Below are 16,023 nucleotides of genomic sequence, written 5' to 3' on the forward strand. Positions count from 1 at the left end.
TTTGGCGATGAAAGCCCGGGACCGGGTCATCGCTTTTGCTCGAAGGCTTGCCTGTTGGAAGGGGTGATGCTCAAGTGTGCAACATACAAAGACCAAGCAAGAGAAACCGGCATGGAGCTACAGAACGACGCGGCGCTGATTCTCATCGATCAACAAAAAGGCATCCTTCACCCCAGGCTCGGCCCTCGCAACAACCCCGAGGCAGAGCTGCGCATGCTGGAACTGCTGGCTTTCTGGCGACACACGGCGCGCCCGGTGATTCACGTCCACCACCTGTCCCGCTCGCCGGACTCGGTGTTCTGGCCGGGGCAGTCGGGGGTGGAGGTCCAGCCACGGTTCGAGCCGAAGGCAGGGGAATGGTTGGTGCAAAAGCAGGTGCCGGATGCGTTCAGTGGCACCCATCTGGAGCAAGACCTGCGCAAAGCCGGAATCAGGCAACTGGTGATTGTCGGTGTGGCGACGCACAACTCGGTGGAGTCCACGGCGCGTACGGCCGGCAATCTGGGATTCGACACCTGGGTGGCCGAGGATGCCTGCTTCACCTTCGACAAGAGCGATTACTTCGGCAACGCCCGTTCGGCAGCCGAAGTGCATGCCATGTCCCTGGGAAACTTGCACGGTGAGTATGCGACGGTGGTGGGTGTGAAGCGGATTCTGCAGGCGGGCTGATAGATCGGTACTGAAGCGCTGCCTCATCGCGAGCAAGCTCGCTCCCACACGGGTTCTGCGCAATTTCCCTGTGGGAGCGAGCTTGCTCGCGATGACGGTCTAATAGGCGAAAAGCTTGTCCGCCCAGCCTCTCAAGCCCCGTGGCACTTCTTGAATTTCTTGCCATTGCCGCACGGGCAAGGGTCGTTGCGACCGACATCCTTCAGGGCGTTGCGCACCGGTTCCTGGTGGGCGTGGCCGCAGTTCGGGCCGTGGACGTGGCCGTGGTCATGGTCGTGATCGTGGTTGCAATCAGGGCCGTGGACGTGGGGTTGCTGGGTCATCGGGGTTACTCCGCAATTAAATCGGCGGCGATTATCACGCCATTGCGCTCAAGGTGCACGTAGTGGGCGATGAATAATCCGGTTTCCAGCTCACCTTCCAGACGATAGGGGATCTGTTCCCGGGGTTTCTCCAGCAGCTTCACCACTTCCCGCACCTGTGGCCACAGGTTGGTGCGCACCGGCACCTTGAAGTAGGCGCTGTGCTTGGGACGCACGGTGAACCAGTGCTCATGCTCGCCTTCGGTCAGCAACAGGTCGCCCAGGTGGATGCGGTAGGTCAGGCCGCGAACGGTGAGGTCGCTGTCGCCGGGGTTGTCGACGCGAAAGTGCAGCATGAACTTCTGTTCCAGCAGCCGGGCCCGCACCACCTCGACTTTGACCAGATGCACCTGTGGTTCCGGAGCTTCTTCACCTCGCCAGGATGCACAGCCGCTGAATCCAACGAACAGCAGCAGGCAGGTGATGCGCAGCAAGAATGATGGAGGGGTCATGTCCGTGCCTCTGGTTTATCCCCAGTCTAGCCCTATGGGCCGATGGACGAGCGTCGGACGTTTCCTAAATTCAGCGATTGAAGTAGCCGGCGCAGCACTTCTTGAATTTGTGCCCGCTGCCGCACGGACAGCTGTCGTTGCGTCCGATCTTGACCGGTACGGTCGGATCGATGAAGTACCAGCGTCCGTCGTTCTGCACGAACGAGGACTGTTCACGGTGGCTGTGTTCGCCCTGGCCGTCGTGCCAGCGTGCCGTGAACGTGACGAAAGCGTGTTCCGGTTGACCGCCGAACACTTCGCTGCTTTCCACGTCCAGCCCCAACCAGGTGCTGTTGGCGCTCCACTCGCCGATGGACTGGCGATCGAGGCCTTGCTGCTGGGCGGGCAGGGTAGTGGCGACCAGGTAATCCACCAGGCCCAGCACATAGGCGCTATAGCGCGAGCGCATCAAGGCTTCGGCGCAGGGCGCCGGGTGACCGTCGTGGTAGTGGCCGCAGCAGGCCTCCAGCGAGTTGCCACTGCCACAGGGGCAAATGGGCGAGTGCGAGCTTGTGTTCACAATTACCACCAATATTTTCCAAAGTTTTCCGGGTTGGCCCAGAAACGTGAGTTGAGCCAGTCGGGGACCTGTTTGTATTCAAGCAGATCGTAGGTGAACAGGGTCAGCACCTGATCTTCACGCTGGAATCGCTCGCTGGCTTGCAAGGCCAGGGAAAAAAAGTCCGTCTCTTGCCAGCCGCAGGCGTTGAGGTCGGCGAGTACGGCGATGCGGCTGGCGTTGAGATTGCGAATGCCGCCCAACAGGTTCAGACCCTCGCGCTTGGGCAAATGCTCCAGGCAATCGAGCGCCAGGGCCAGGTCAAAACGTCGCGCCGCCACGTCCGCCGGCAGCGCGCCGGGGCCGGCGTGGACCACTTCGGTGTCGGGATGGGCCTGCTGGAATGCTTCGAGTGCGGGAAAGCCGCTGGCACCGATCAGCAGCAGTTTTTGCGGGGCGTAACGGTCAAGCACGGCCGCCAGGGCTTGCTGGGGCGTACGCGAAGAAATGGCAACGGTCATCGAAGTTCCTCAGTCAGAACCATCACGATAGCCTGCCCGGACAGCATGGCCTAGAGCGGTTTGTCCCTGAACGTGTGGAATCTTCGCAAACACGGGGCGAAAACCCGCGATTGCTCAAGCTGGCGCAGACTCGAAGACGGGTCTTTACTCCCCTGAATCGGCGCAAAGCCGATCCCTCAAGGAGAAACCCGATGAGCATAGTTCGGACAGCGTTACCCCTGGTTCTGCTAACCAGTGTGTTGACTGGTTGTGCAGGTTTGCAGAAAACCGACTGGCCGACCTGTGCGGCCGTCGGCGGTGCGATCGGTGCGGGATTAGGTGCCATAGAAAGCACTTCCTGGGCTGGCGGCGGAGCGCTGTACGTTGGCGGCATGGCGGCAGCTTATTGCTGGGTGCACGGCGATGGCGACGAAGACGGTGATGGCGTGCCGGACAGCCGCGACAAGTGCCCGGGCACACCGAAGGGCGTGCAGGTCGATGCCGATGGCTGCCCGCCGCCAGCTCCGGCGCCGGTGGTTGTTGAAGAAGCCGTGGTGGTCAAGGAAGAAACCATCGTGATCCGCGATGTGCACTTTGAATTCAACAAAGCCACGCTGACCCCGGCCGACAAAGATGTCCTGAGCACGGTCGCCACCCGGCTGAAACAGGAAACGTCCACCGCGCAACTACGGGTCACCGGCCACACCGACAGCGTCGGCAGCGATGCCTACAACCAGAAACTATCGGAGAGAAGGGCCAATTCGGTGGTGAAATACCTGGTCGAAAACGGCGTGCCGCAGGCCAGTTTTGTCTCGGTGTCCGGTGCCGGCGAGAGCCAGCCGGTGGCCGATAACAAGACTGCCGATGGCCGTGCGATGAACCGCCGCACGGAAATCAAGATAAACCGCTGAAACCCTTGTCATCCGTGGCTTGTCGAGTTGCGGATGCGGGTCTTTACTCCTGTGTGACCGGTATGGGCCGGTGACACAGGAGCCTTCACCATGAACGTTCTAATCAGGGCCGCCTTACCGGTACTGCTGGCAAGCAGTCTGTTGTCCGGCTGCGCCACTCACAGCGACGGCAGCGCCCCCCTCAATCAACGCACCTGGCCAATCTGTAGCCTGATCGGCGGCCTCGTCGGCGGCGGGTTGGGGGCCATTGAAAGCAGCGGTTGGGCCGCTGGCGGCGGCGCATTGGGGCTGCTGGGCGGTGGCTTGATCTGCTACGCCCAGGATGGCGATGAAGACGACGACGGTGTGTTCGACCGCCGCGACCGTTGTCCCGATACACCGGCCAATACGCCGGTCGAGCATCACGGTTGCCCGGTGCCGCAATACCCGGCCAGTGCGCCGCCGGTCGAACCGCAAGCACCGGCCAGCGAGGTCATCACCCTCAACGACGCGGGCAAGGTGCTGTTCGATTTCGACAAATCCGATCTCACCGCAGACGCTCGAAGCCAACTCGATGGGCTGATGGGCAAACTCAGCCATGCCAATGTCGCCAGCATCCGGGTCGTGGGTCACACCGACAGTGTCGGCACTGATGCCTATAACCAAGGGCTGTCCGAACGTCGGGCCAGCAGCGTCGTGGAGTATTTGCTGGCCCAGGGGCTGGCCCCCGGCAAACTCACCAGCGAAGGCAAGGGTGAAAGCGAGCCGGTGGCCGACAATGAGACCGATGAAGGGCGGGCGCAGAACCGTCGGGTTGAATTGCATATCCAACGCTGAGGCGCGGCCCAGGGCTGCCGGGTCGTCGGGAGGACGATCCGGTGGGCCAGGGCCCCGGGTTAGATTAAATTTACCGGACCCTCTGGCTTATCCTGCGCGCAAGCCGTTACTGTGCGGGCAAAGAATAATGCTCGATCAGGGGGGCGTATGAAGGTGTTTTGGGGGCTGGGGCGCTTGCTGACCCTGCTGTTCTGGCTGGTGGTGCTGGTCAATCTGGTGGTGCCGTTCGTCCATCCGCTGCATCTGCTGGTCAATGTCGCCGGTGTGTTTTTGCTGGTACTCCATCTGCTGGAACTGTTGTTGTTCCGGGCCAGTTTCCGTGGCCGCCCCGCGCCTGGCCGCGATCGCCTCAGAGTGCTGCTGTTCGGCATCTTCCACCTGCAAACCCTCCCGACCGCGCCAGAGGCTTCCCATGCGTAAATTGTGTCTGCTTGCCGCACTCGTCTGCCCATGGGCTTCGGCCCAGGTGCTCCAGGTCGAAGGCCATTCGTTGATGCGCCTGCCCAATACCACCAGCACCCTGACTCTGGAGCGGCTGGACGTGGCCGATTACGGCACGCTGCTGGTGCCTTCCAATGTCACTGAATTGACCATCGACCAGTTGCACCTGGGGCGTGAGGCGCGGATCGCCATCGTGCCGGCGCAGCAGGTACTGGAAATGAAAGTGGCCCAGGCTGAATTGGCCGAGGGCAGCCAGATCACTTCCCGCGGCGCACCGGGGACCTACACCAAGGCTGCGCGGCCGGGGCGTGATCTCAGCCTGCGTTTCAAGGTGTTGAATGCGCCGTTGTTGTCGGTGGACGCCCGTGGCGGCACCGGTGCACCGGGTTTCGTCGGTCTTGACGGTGCCAATGGCCAGGCGCCGGGTTGCACTTGGGGGTCGGCCGGTCGCGGTGCTGACGGCAGCAACGGCAGTGATGGCCAGCCGGGAGCCGCTGGCGCGCAGGTACGCCTCGAGCTGCCCCTGGCCTACCCGGCCGAGCAGATCAAGGTGACGGTGGACGGCGGGGCCGGTGGCGCGGCGGGACACGGCGGCAAACCCGGGGCGGGAGGCAAGGCCAAGGGGTGCCTGGTCTATACCGCCGATGGCGGCAAAAGCGGCCGTCCTGGCGCCGATGGCCAACCAGGGCCTGCGGGAGCTGCGGGGACGGTGACGGTGCAGCGGTTTTGAAGCGTTGAACTCGAATACCCTGTAGGAGCTGCCGAAGGCTGCGATCTTTTTTGATCTTGATCTGTGAGGCGTTTGCTCACGATTCAACTGTCTGGGGAAAGATCGCAGCCTCGTTGCACTCGACAGCTCCTACAGGGAGCGTCAGAACATTGGTCGCGCCGCACCAATCGCCACCACCAGCAACCCGATCAACAGATTGATTCCCACCAACCGCCGGATCTTCCCCAGCACCGCCGCACCCGTCGGCCAGTCCTGCGCCGTCACGGCGTTACGCAATGCGGGCAGTTGCAAGCCCTGGATACGGATAAACAGCGCCGTCATCACCACATACAACCCCATCATCACCTGCACATAACGCGGCGCGGTTTCGAAACCGGCGAAGCGCAGATGGATCAGGCCTACGCCGCTGATCGGCAAAAGTACGACGGCGACCCAGACCCAGACGAAAAAACGCTGAAACACTTCTACCCACAACTTGAGCCGGGCAGGGCCCTCAAGCGCCGTCATTGCGGCGGGACGCAGGATCATCCAGGCGAAGAACATGCCGCCGACCCAGACCAGGGCCGCGAGTAAATGCAGGGTGTAGACGAGGGCAAAGGGTGTCATTAGGTTACTCCGTTCTGCGCAGGATTCATTAGCGGGGTATGATAGCCGCCGATCCGAACCACTGAAAATTTATCCAGCGTTTTTAGCGCCCGACCATTCATGATCAGCACCGAACTCAAAACCACGATCCAGGGCGCCTATTCGCGTTTTCTCGAAGCCAAGAGCCTCAAGCCGCGATATGGCCAGCGCCTGATGATTGCCGAAGTGGCAAAAGTCCTGGGCGACATCGACACCGACGACGAAGGCCGGCGCAGCGGCGAGCCTGCCGTGGTGGCGGTGGAGGCCGGCACCGGTACCGGCAAGACCGTGGCCTACAGCCTGGCGGCGATTCCCACCGCCAAGGCCGCCGGCAAGCGCCTGGTGATCGCCACGGCCACCGTCGCCCTGCAGGAACAGATCGTCTACAAGGACCTGCCCGACCTGATGCGCAACAGTGGGCTGAACTTCACGTTCGCGCTGGCCAAGGGCCGTGGGCGCTACATGTGCCTGTCCAAGCTCGACATGTTGCTCCAGGAAGGCCAGGCACAGACGGCCACGGCCCAGCTGTTCGAAGAAGAGGGCTTCAAGATCGAGGTGGATGAAGCCAGCCAGAAGCTGTTCACCAGCATGATCGAGAAGCTGGCGGGCAATAAATGGGACGGCGACCGCGACAGCTGGTCCACGGCCCTGGAAGACGCCGACTGGTCCCGTCTGACCACTGACCATAGCCAGTGCACCAACCGACATTGTCCGAACTTCGGCCAGTGCGCCTTCTACAAGGCTCGCGAAGGCATGGGCAAGGTCGACGTCATCGTCACCAACCACGACATGGTCCTGGCCGACCTGGCCCTGGGCGGCGGTGCGGTGCTGCCGGACCCACGCGACACGATCTACGTGTTCGACGAAGGCCATCACCTGCCGGACAAGGCCATCGGCCATTTCGCCCATTACACCCGGCTGCGCTCCACCGCCGACTGGCTGGAAACCACCGCCAAGAACCTCACCAAGCTGCTGGCCCAGCATCCGTTGCCGGGTGACCTGGGCAAGTTCATCGAGCAGGTGCCGGAGTTGGCGCGGGAAATCAAGACGAACCAGCAGTTCATGTTCACCGCGTGCGAGCAAGTGGCCGATTTCAAGCCTGGCGAAGACGTCGAGGGCCGCGAGCGGCCACGCCATCGCTTCGTTGGCGGAGTGATTCCTGAACACATGCGGGAAATGGGCATCGAGCTCAAGAAAGGCTTCGCACGCCTGACCGACCTGTTCACGCGCCTGACCGACCTGCTCAAGGAAGGCATGGACGGCGAGGTGAACATCGGTATCGCCAGCAACCAGGCCGAGGAGTGGTACCCGCTGTTCGGCAGCCTGTTGTCCCGTTCCCAGGGTAACTGGGAGCTGTGGACGGCATTTACTGTCGAGGACCCGGAAGACAACCCGCCGATGGCGCGCTGGCTGACCCTGGCCGAAAGCGGTTCGCTGTTCGACATCGAGGTCAATGCCAGCCCGATCCTGGCCGCGGAAATGCTGCGGCGCAACCTGTGGAACGTGGCCTATGGCGCGCTGGTGACGTCCGCCACGCTGACGGCCCTGGGCACGTTCGACCGCTTCCGCATGCGCGCCGGCCTGCCGAAGAAGGCCGTGACCGCCGTGGTCCCGAGCCCCTTCCATCACGCCGACGCCGGCGTGCTGCGGGTGCCCGACCTCAAGGCCGACCCACGGGATGCCGCCGCCCACACTGCGGCGATCATCCGCGACCTGCCAGAGTTGGTGGAAGGCTCACGGGGCACCCTGGTGCTGTTTTCCTCGCGCAAGCAGATGCAGGACGTGTTCGATGGCCTTGACCGTGACTGGCGCAAGCAAGTGTTCATCCAGGGCAACCTGTCAAAGCAGGAAACACTGAACAAGCACAAGGCGCGGGTCGATGGTGGGGACTCCAGCGTGCTGTTCGGCCTGGCGAGCTTCGCCGAAGGTGTGGACTTGCCTGGTGCCTATTGCGAGCACGTGGTGATTGCCAAGATCCCTTTCTCGGTTCCCGACGACCCGGTGGAGGCGGCGTTGGCCGAGTGGATCGAGGCCCGCGGTGGCAACCCGTTCATGGAAATCTCCGTGCCGGACGCTTCGCTGAAACTGGTCCAGGCGTGTGGCCGCTTGCTACGTACCGAAGAAGACCGCGGCACCATCACCTTGCTTGACCGACGGCTGGTCACCCAGCGCTATGGCAAGGCGATCCTCAATGCATTGCCGCCGTTTCGGCGGGAGATTTCCTGATCCCCCGCCATGTTTCTGGTCAGGGAGCTATTTGTGGCGAGGGGATTTATCCCCGCTGGGGCGCGAAGCGGCCCTGAAGCCAGGCGACTCGGAGTGCCAGGATATAAAGAGTTGGCTGTTCGGGGGGCTGCTTCGCAACCCATCGGGGATAAATCCCCTCGCCACAAGGACAGTGTCCAGCCAGCCGTCCTGTGGCGGTTCCCAAATGACCTAATGCCTGAAACAATGCCAGCCACTCTGAAAAGTCTTTGTTTCAAGGGAGTTGCGGGTGCAGATTCAAGGCCATTATGAGCTTCAGTTCGAGGCGGTGCGTGAAGCGTTCGCGGCGCTGTTCGATGATCCCCAGGAGCGCGGTGCCGCGTTGTGCATCCAGGTGGGTGGCCGCACGGTGATCGACCTGTGGGCCGGTACCGCCGACAAGGATGGCCATGAAGCCTGGCACAGCGACACCATCGCCAACCTGTTTTCCTGCACCAAGACGTTCACCGCCGTCACCGCCCTGCAACTGGTGGCCGAAGGCAAGTTGCAGCTGGACGCCCCGGTAGCCCGCTATTGGCCAGAGTTTGCTGCGGCCGGCAAGCAATCCATCACTCTGCGCCAGCTGCTCTGCCACCAGGCTGGGCTGCCGGCGCTGCATGAATTGCTGCCGCCCGAAGCGCTTTATGACTGGCAAGCCATGGTCGATGCCTTGGCTGCCGAAACACCTTGGTGGACGCCGGGCGAAGGCCACGGTTATGCCGCGATCACTTACGGCTGGCTGGTGGGCGAGCTGTTGCGCCGGGCCGATGGGCGTGGCCCTGGGGAGTCCATCGTCGCCCGGGTCGCCAAGCCGTTGGGCCTGGATTTCCACGTTGGCCTGGCCGACGACGAGTTCCATCGCGTGGCCCACATCGCCCGTGGCAAAGGCAACGTCGGCGATGCGGCGGCCCAGCGCCTGCTGCAGGTGACGATGCGTGAGCCCACGGCCATGACCACCCGTGCCTTTACCAACCCACCGTCGATCATGACCAGCACCAACAAGCCGGAATGGCGGCGCATGCAGCAACCGGCGGCCAACGGCCACGGCAATGCTCGCAGCCTGGCGGGCTTCTATGCGGGGCTGCTGGACGGCAGCCTGCTGGAAGGTGAAATGCTCGACGAACTGACTCGCCAGCACAGCTTTGGCGAGGATAAGACGTTGTTGACCCAGACCCGTTTCGGCCTGGGTTGCATGCTCGACCAGCCGGATGTGCCGAACGCGACCTACGGCCTTGGCCCACGGGCGTTCGGTCATCCGGGGGCAGGGGGTTCCATCGGGTTTGCCGATCCCGAACATGATGTAGCGTTCGGCTTCGTGACCAACACGCTGGGGCCTTACGTGTTGATGGACCCGCGCGCGCAAAATCTTGCGCGGGTGCTTGCCACTTGTCTATAAAACGCCATTGAAGGCCATGGACACAGGAACCTCGTGTCCTTTTCAGTTTCGAAGCGTCTGTTTATGCGGCCAAAACATGGCCTTGTTTTTTCATTTAGATCATTTTGTGGATATCCAATGTCATCGAATAAAACCCTCGCTCTGGCGCTGTGCTTCGCTATCACTGGTTGCGCACAAACCCCACAAAATGATGCCGAGGGCAGCGGCGGCTGGTGGCCGTTCGGCTCCTCCGACAAGGTGGCGGCCAAGGAAACGGCGCCAGCGGCGCCCCTGAAGCCTGCCGCTGTCGCACCGCAAGCCAAGGCCGAGGGCGCCAGCCACTGGTGGTGGCCGTTCTCTTCCGAGGAAACCGCCGCAGACGCCGCCAGAAAAGTCGAAGCAAAGGCAGAAGCGCAAGCCAAGCCTGAGGCCAAGGCGCCGACAGCTGTTGCCAAGGCTGAAGCCGAAAGCAACGGCAAGTGGTGGTGGCCGTTCGGTGGCAAGGATCAGGAAACCGCCAAGGCGGTGCCGATGCCCGATCCGAAAGTCACCCAGGCCTGGCTCGACGACTACGAGCCGAAGCTGCGCACGGCGATCCAGGACAGCAAGCTCGAGCTTGAGCGCCGCGACAATGTGCTGGTGGTCACCGCGCCCGTGGACGGCTCTTTCAACCCGGACCGTCCGGCCATGTTGCTGCCCGTGACCCTCGGCCCGTTCACCCGCGTGGCGAAGATCCTTGAAGCCGACCCGAAGACTGCCGTACTGATCCTTGGTCACGCCGACACCTCGGGGGCCGCACCGGCCAACCTCAAGCTCAGCCAGGAGCGTGCCCAGTCCGTGGCGGCGATTTTCCGCCTCAGCGGCCTGCAACGTGATCGCCTGATGCTGCGCGGCATGGGGGCGGTGGCACCGCGTGCGGCCAACGACAGCGTTGAGGGCCGCGCCTTGAATCGTCGTGTGGAGTTGCTGGTCACGCCGGCCAACACCATGGTTGCGCTGCTGAGCAAGTACAACATGCCGGCTCCGGCCCCAGTGACGATGGTTGCAGCCCAGGATGTGAAGCCCGCTGCCCCGGCGCCTGCGCCCGCAGCAAAAAAAGCGGTGGCCTCGACCTCCAAATCCTCGACCAAGAAAGCACCGGCCAAAAAAGCTGCGGTCAAGGCGCCTGCAAAGAAGGTCGCGGCCAAGCCCGCTACCCCAGCGAAGAAGCCTCAACCGACCAAAGCCGCTACCGATACCAAGAAAGTCGCGGCCGCCGATACCCCGAAGCAGTGATGGGCTAACTCAAGGAATGCGCCATGACCCAACCGCTGGCTGATATGCGCCGCGACTACACCCGCGAAGGCTTGACCGAGGCGCAAGCCCCGGCCGAGCCGTTTGCACTGTTCCACCAATGGTTCGCCGACGCGGTAAAGACCGAACAGGCCCCGGTGGAGGCCAATGCCATGACCCTGGCCACGGTGGATGCGCAGGGACGTCCGCACTGCCGGATCCTGCTGCTCAAGGGCTTGGATGCCCAGGGCTTCACGTTCTTCACCAACTACGACAGCGCCAAGGGCCAGCAATTGGCCGCTAATCCATTTGCGGCCATGACGTTTTTCTGGCCAGCCCTGGAACGCCAGGTACGCATCGAAGGCAAAGTGGTCAAGGTTACGGCGCAAGAGTCGGACGCTTATTACCAGGTTCGCCCGCTGGGCAGCCGTCTCGGCGCCTGGGCCTCACCCCAGAGCCGGGTGATTGCCGGGCGCGACGAACTTGAAGACCTGCTCAAGGCCACCGAGCAGCGTTTCAGCGACAGCCAGCCACACTGCCCCGAGCATTGGGGCGGTTATCGCCTGCTGCCCGAACGCATCGAGTTCTGGCAGGGCCGGCCGAGCCGCCTGCATGATCGCCTCAACTATCGCCTGCAAGGGGCGCAGTGGACTCGCGAGCGTCTGGCGCCTTAGCGTCGGGATAACCTGCCGCGGCGGTCTGGAGCCATTGCGGCAGGTCACGGCGCTTGATGCCTTGGGCCTGGGCGCGGGCCAATTGTTGCAGCATGTAGGTTTTCTTCTGCCCATCGGGCCCCGCCAGCGAAAGTGCCAGATCGCGATCCACCCAGCGTTTGATCCGCACGTACAACCACCAGTGGAAGTACAAACCGGCCACGGTGGTGGCGACGATAATGAAATAATCCATGAAAAATTCCAGGGTTGATGACGCAGGTTTCGGAAATTGACGCTACTGTTTGGTGAATTTTTCGGGCGCGCCTGTATCCCACCTGAATGAAAGCAATTTTATCCCGGCGAGGCCGTGACAGGCGTCAAGCTGCGGAGTTTAATGAATCCCTGTCTTTTGGAGTTTGATGCTATGCGTAAGTCTGTTTTGCTGGTTGCTTCCTTTTCCACGATGGCGATGTTGCTCACTGGTTGTCAGTCGAGCCTGACCGGTGATTCCTACTCCCGTGACGAAGCGCGTCGCGTGCAGACGATTCGCATGGGCACGATCGAAGCCTTGCGCCCGGTCAAGATCGAAGGCACCAAGACCCCTATCGGCGGTGCGGCCGGTGCCGTGGTCGGTGGTGTGGGCGGCAGCGCCATCGGTGGTGGCCGTGGCAGCATCGTCGCCGCCGTGATCGGCGCCGTGGCGGGCGGCTTGATTGGTTCCGCCACTGAGGAAGGCCTGACCCGAACCCAGGGTGTGGAAATTACCGTTCGTGAAGATGACGGCAGCATGCGTGCCTATGTGCAGCAGGTTCAGGAAAACGAGGTGTTCCGTGTGGGTGAGCGGGTTCGTATTGCCACTGTGGATGGTACGAGTCGCGTAACGCACTAATTTACGGGAGGGATTCCAGAGTTGTGTGTATATCCGTTGCTGGTGTAACGGCTACTTATGGTTCCGCTCTTACAGCGGGTCACTTTTGAAAAGCGCAAAAGTAACCAAAACGCTCTTGCCCCACCACTCGGTGCCTCGCCTAGGCTCGGCATGCCCTCACTCCGGCATTGCTCCGTGGGCCCGCCGCGAAGGGCCATCCATGGCCCAGCGCGGCTATCCCGGCATCCATGCCGGGATGCCCACTGCGCAATACCTGCGTTCGGCCAGCGTGGTTTAACGGGGCGCCCCAGATCAAAAGCCGAAGCGAGGCGGCCTAGTAGCCGACCTAGTTCTTGGTGGGACCGCGTTTCTTCTGTTGGAGCGGGCTTGCTCGCGAAGGCGGCGTCACAGTCGATGATTATGTGGATGTACCGGCCTCTTTGCGACCAAGCTCGCCCCCACAGGAGGTCTGTGTTGAATATGAATTTTGTGTCCGCTGAAGATTGAATGTGGGAGCGAGCCTGCTCGCGATGGCGGTGGTTCAGTCACATGGAAGCTGGGCTTGCTGGCCTCATCGCGAGCAAGCTCGCCCACAGGAGAAACACGTTCACCCAAAACCAGGTCGGCTACTAGGCCGCCTCGCGGTGGACGTTGATCTCGGCGCCCCGTTAAACCACGCTGGCCGAACGCAGGCATTGCGCAGTGGGCACCTCGGCATGGATGCCGAGGTAGCCGCGCTGGGCCATGGATGGCCCTTCGCGGCGGCCCACGGAGCAATGCCGGAGTGAGGGCACACCGAGCCTACGCGAGGTGCCGAGTGGTGGGGCAGGAGCGCTTTGCTTACTTTCGCGCTTTTCGAAAGTGAGTCGCTGTAAAAGCGAAACCATAAGTGGCCGTTACCGCAGAAACGGATATACACACCATTCCTTAACCTCTCATGGCTCTCAAGACGCTAACGCAGAAGTAAGGATCAACCAGGCAATGCGGGCTGCTTACGACTGGCCGCCGCCGTCACCGCATAACCCAGCAGCGCCGCCAGGATCGAACCGGTGAGGATTCCCATCCGGTCCATGCCAGCGTAGTCACTCACACCCGGTTCGAACGCCAGGGAGCCGACGAACAGGCTCATGGTGAAACCAATCCCGCACAGGATCGCCACGCCCAGTACCTGGCCCCAATTGGCGCCGGTGGGCAGGCTGGCGATGCCGATTTTCACCGCCAGCCAGGTCAGGCCGAAGACGCCGACGGTCTTGCCCAGCAACAGGCCGATGGCGATGCCCATCGGCACGTGATGGGTGAAGCTCTCGACGGTGACGCCGCTCAGGGACAGGCCGGCGTTGGCGAAGGCGAACAGCGGCAGGATGCCATAGGCCACCCAGGGATGCAGGGCATGTTCCAAGGTGAGCAGCGGCGAAGTCTCGGCGTTTTTCGTGCGCAGCGGAATGCAGAACGCCAGGGTTACCCCGGCCAGCGTGGCATGGACACCGCTCTTGAGCACGCAGACCCAGAGGATCAGGCCCACCACCATGTAGGGCCCGAGCTTGACCACGCCCATCCGGTTCATCGCCACCAGCGCGGCGATGCAGGCGGCTGCCAGCATGAGCGACAAGGTCGACAGGGCGCCGGAATAGAAGATGGCGATGATGATAATGGCGCCCAGGTCATCGATGATTGCCAGGGTCATCAGGAACAGTTTGAGCGACACCGGCACCCGCTTGCCGAGCAAGGCCAGCACGCCGAGGGCGAATGCGATGTCGGTGGCCGTCGGAATTGCCCAGCCGGCGAGGGCGGGCGGGTTATCGCGGTTGAGAAACCAGTAGATCAGCGCCGGCACCACCATGCCACCAATCGCCGCCGCGCCCGGCAGGACGATTTGCGAAGGTTTGGATAACTGCCCATCGAGAACCTCACGCTTGACCTCGAGGCCGATGAGCAGGAAGAACAACGCCATCAGGCCGTCGTTGATCCATAGCAGCAGGGGCTTAGCGATCTTCAGTGCGCCCACCTGGGCGACCACCGGGGTGTCCAGCAGGCCGTTATACAACCAGGACAGCGGTGAGTTGTTGATGACCAGGGCCAGTACGGCGGCGGCGATCAGCAGCAGGCCGCTGGCAGCCTCCAGTTGAAAAAAACGTGTCAGAGAATTGCGTAGAGCCACGATCGCTCTCCATGTATCGAATCAAAAAGATGGCACACCCTAACCCGTACTGTTAGTTGTTAAAACAAAAGTTATATTCTTTTTTGTTATATGTCGTTACAAGGCCTGCTCCACGCAGTTGGCAGTTACGGGCCATATTGGACCTTAGCTGTACCTGTGCGTGATGTCGGTTTTTTCCTAAGCTGGCGTCTGGTTTTTCCGAACTCCAGCCGTGCCTGCACGACCGCGTGATCTCCCCACGCCGAACACGATCAGTGAGCAAACACACCATGAACGACCACCGCCAGTGGGTCCGTGAAGCGATCCGCATCATCGAGGCAGACTTCCAGCGCAGCGCCGATACCCACCTGATTCCGCTGCCGCTGCCTGGCCTGCCGGGCATCGAGCTGTACTTCAAGGATGAGTCCAGTCATCCCACCGGCAGCCTCAAGCATCGGTTGGCCCGCTCGCTGTTTCTCTACGCATTGTGTAATGGCTGGCTCAAGCCCGGTGCGCCGGTGATCGAGGCCTCCAGCGGCTCGACGGCGATTTCCGAGGCTTACTTCGCCAGGTTACTGGGCCTGCCGTTCATTGCGGTGATGCCGGCGACCACCTCCAGGGAAAAAATCGCACAGATCGCTTTCTATGGCGGCCAGAGTCACCTGGTGGATGATCCTACGCAGATCTACGCCGAATCCGAGCGCCTGGCCCGCGAGCATGACGGGCATTTCATCGACCAATTCACCTATGCCGAGCGGGCCACGGACTGGCGGGCCAATAACAACATTGCCGAATCGATCTTCCAGCAGATGCGCTTCGAGCGGCATCCGGAACCCACTTGGCTGATCTCCAGCCCCGGCACGGGCGGCACCACGGCCACCCTGGGACGTTATGTCCGTTACCGCCAGCATGGCACCCGCGTGCTGTGTGCCGACGCCGAGCGTTCGGTGTTCTTCGATTACTACCGCAGTGGCGACGCCAGCCTGCGCCTGGATTGCGGTTCACGCATCGAGGGTATCGGCCGGCCGCGAGTCGAAGCGTCGTTCCTGCCGAACGTCATCGATGCGATGGTCAAGGTGCCGGACGCCTTGTCGCTGGCAGCCATGCATTACCTGGCCGAGCGTCTGGGACGACGGGTCGGCGGGTCCAGCGGCACCAACCTGATCGGTGCACTCATGGCGGCCCGGCAGATGGCGGATGCGGGGGAGTCGGGGTCGATCGTGGCGATCTTGTGTGACGGCGGCGAGCGCTACGCCACCACCTATTACGACCCGGCATGGCTCAAGGCCCAAGGCTATGAGTTGAGCGGGCTGATGGACATCGTGGCGGCGAGTGTGGAGCGGGGCGCGGCACTGCCGGAGAGTGTGTTGCGGGCCAATATCTGAATCTTGAAAACCCTGAGATCCCCTGTGGGAGCGAGCAAGCTCGCTC

General features: G+C 62.2%; 18 protein-coding genes. 11 read left to right on the forward strand and 7 right to left on the reverse strand.

The genetic code is table 11. From position 1 onward, the window contains the following. Window positions 1-111: 111 nt before the first annotated feature. Window positions 112-669, forward strand: a complete 558-nt coding sequence (locus BM317_RS16180; RefSeq protein ID WP_092475152.1) for a cysteine hydrolase family protein — start codon at window positions 112-114, stop codon at window positions 667-669. 131 nt (window positions 670-800) lie between these two features. On the opposite strand, the gene BM317_RS16185 is transcribed toward BM317_RS16180, so the two are convergent. The 4 genes from BM317_RS16185 to BM317_RS16200 all read right to left on the reverse strand — a co-directional run bounded on the left by BM317_RS16185 (window position 801) and on the right by BM317_RS16200 (window position 2,542). Further along, entirely contained in the window at window positions 801-992 is a 192-nt protein-coding gene (locus BM317_RS16185) for an SEC-C metal-binding domain-containing protein (protein ID WP_092475155.1), read from the reverse strand. Between the two features lie 5 nt (window positions 993-997). Continuing rightward, complete coding sequence (locus BM317_RS16190) at window positions 998-1,483, reverse strand: LEA/WHy family protein (protein ID WP_092165959.1); 486 nt, start codon at window positions 1,481-1,483, stop codon at window positions 998-1,000. Between the two features lie 70 nt (window positions 1,484-1,553). Beyond that, complete coding sequence (locus BM317_RS16195) at window positions 1,554-2,042, reverse strand: YchJ family protein (protein WP_092166089.1); 489 nt, start codon at window positions 2,040-2,042, stop codon at window positions 1,554-1,556. 2 nt (window positions 2,043-2,044) lie between these two features. Further along, a complete protein-coding gene (locus tag BM317_RS16200) occupies window positions 2,045-2,542 on the reverse strand; it encodes a DUF6231 family protein (protein ID WP_060738918.1) in 498 nt (165 codons plus the stop codon). 191 nt (window positions 2,543-2,733) lie between these two features. Here BM317_RS16200 and BM317_RS16205 point away from each other — a divergent pair, with 191 nt between their 5' ends. From BM317_RS16205 to BM317_RS16220, 4 genes are all read left to right on the forward strand, one after another. Continuing rightward, the gene (locus BM317_RS16205) at window positions 2,734-3,432 is read left to right on the forward strand and encodes a PA1041 family peptidoglycan-binding anchor lipoprotein (RefSeq protein ID WP_092165960.1); all 699 of its coding nucleotides are present in this window, start codon (window positions 2,734-2,736) and stop codon (window positions 3,430-3,432) included. 90 nt (window positions 3,433-3,522) lie between these two features. Continuing rightward, complete coding sequence (locus BM317_RS16210; protein ID WP_092165961.1) at window positions 3,523-4,248, forward strand: PA1041 family peptidoglycan-binding anchor lipoprotein; 726 nt, start codon at window positions 3,523-3,525, stop codon at window positions 4,246-4,248. A 147-nt stretch (window positions 4,249-4,395) separates the two neighbouring features. After that, entirely contained in the window at window positions 4,396-4,668 is a 273-nt protein-coding gene (locus tag BM317_RS16215) for a DUF1145 domain-containing protein (RefSeq protein WP_092165962.1), read from the forward strand. Next, on the forward strand, window positions 4,661-5,419 hold the full coding sequence (locus BM317_RS16220) for a hypothetical protein (RefSeq protein WP_092475158.1): 759 nt from the start codon (window positions 4,661-4,663) through the stop codon (window positions 5,417-5,419). The genes BM317_RS16215 and BM317_RS16220 overlap by 8 nt, the downstream gene beginning before the upstream one ends. Window positions 5,420-5,560: 141 nt before the next feature. On the opposite strand, the gene BM317_RS16225 is transcribed toward BM317_RS16220, so the two are convergent. Next, window positions 5,561-6,025, reverse strand: coding sequence for a CopD family protein (locus BM317_RS16225; RefSeq protein ID WP_092329196.1), 465 nt, complete (start codon window positions 6,023-6,025; stop codon window positions 5,561-5,563). A gap of 99 nt (window positions 6,026-6,124) precedes the next feature. Between BM317_RS16225 and dinG the strand changes: the two genes are divergently transcribed. From dinG to pdxH, 4 genes are all read left to right on the forward strand, one after another. Further along, the gene (gene dinG, locus BM317_RS16230; RefSeq protein ID WP_092165965.1) at window positions 6,125-8,269 is read left to right on the forward strand and encodes an ATP-dependent DNA helicase DinG; all 2,145 of its coding nucleotides are present in this window, start codon (window positions 6,125-6,127) and stop codon (window positions 8,267-8,269) included. Between the two features lie 268 nt (window positions 8,270-8,537). Continuing rightward, window positions 8,538-9,683 (forward strand): serine hydrolase domain-containing protein, encoded by a 1,146-nt coding sequence (locus BM317_RS16235; RefSeq protein WP_092165966.1) that lies wholly within the window; start codon window positions 8,538-8,540, stop codon window positions 9,681-9,683. Window positions 9,684-9,800: 117 nt separating this feature from the next. After that, the gene (locus tag BM317_RS16240; RefSeq protein WP_092165967.1) at window positions 9,801-10,937 is read left to right on the forward strand and encodes an OmpA family protein; all 1,137 of its coding nucleotides are present in this window, start codon (window positions 9,801-9,803) and stop codon (window positions 10,935-10,937) included. Window positions 10,938-10,960: 23 nt separating this feature from the next. Continuing rightward, the gene (pdxH, locus tag BM317_RS16245) at window positions 10,961-11,608 is read left to right on the forward strand and encodes a pyridoxamine 5'-phosphate oxidase (protein ID WP_060738909.1); all 648 of its coding nucleotides are present in this window, start codon (window positions 10,961-10,963) and stop codon (window positions 11,606-11,608) included. Here the strand turns inward: pdxH and BM317_RS16250 are convergent. Next, entirely contained in the window at window positions 11,556-11,840 is a 285-nt protein-coding gene (locus BM317_RS16250) for a hypothetical protein (protein ID WP_092165968.1), read from the reverse strand. The genes pdxH and BM317_RS16250 overlap by 53 nt on opposite strands. Window positions 11,841-12,011: 171 nt before the next feature. Between BM317_RS16250 and BM317_RS16255 the strand changes: the two genes are divergently transcribed. Beyond that, window positions 12,012-12,476 carry an outer membrane lipoprotein gene (locus BM317_RS16255; protein WP_092165969.1) on the forward strand — a complete coding sequence of 155 codons (465 nt, stop codon included), beginning with the start codon at window positions 12,012-12,014 and terminating at the stop codon, window positions 12,474-12,476. A gap of 949 nt (window positions 12,477-13,425) precedes the next feature. Here the strand turns inward: BM317_RS16255 and nhaA are convergent. Then, complete coding sequence (gene nhaA / locus BM317_RS16260) at window positions 13,426-14,613, reverse strand: Na+/H+ antiporter NhaA (RefSeq protein WP_092165970.1); 1,188 nt, start codon at window positions 14,611-14,613, stop codon at window positions 13,426-13,428. 269 nt (window positions 14,614-14,882) lie between these two features. Between nhaA and BM317_RS16265 the strand changes: the two genes are divergently transcribed. Then, window positions 14,883-15,977 (forward strand): PLP-dependent cysteine synthase family protein, encoded by a 1,095-nt coding sequence (locus BM317_RS16265; protein ID WP_092165971.1) that lies wholly within the window; start codon window positions 14,883-14,885, stop codon window positions 15,975-15,977. Window positions 15,978-16,023: the final 46 nt, after the last annotated feature.

Source organism: Pseudomonas sp. NFACC24-1 (genome assembly GCF_900115235.1).
Taxonomy (GTDB): domain Bacteria; phylum Pseudomonadota; class Gammaproteobacteria; order Pseudomonadales; family Pseudomonadaceae; genus Aquipseudomonas; species Aquipseudomonas fluorescens_AA.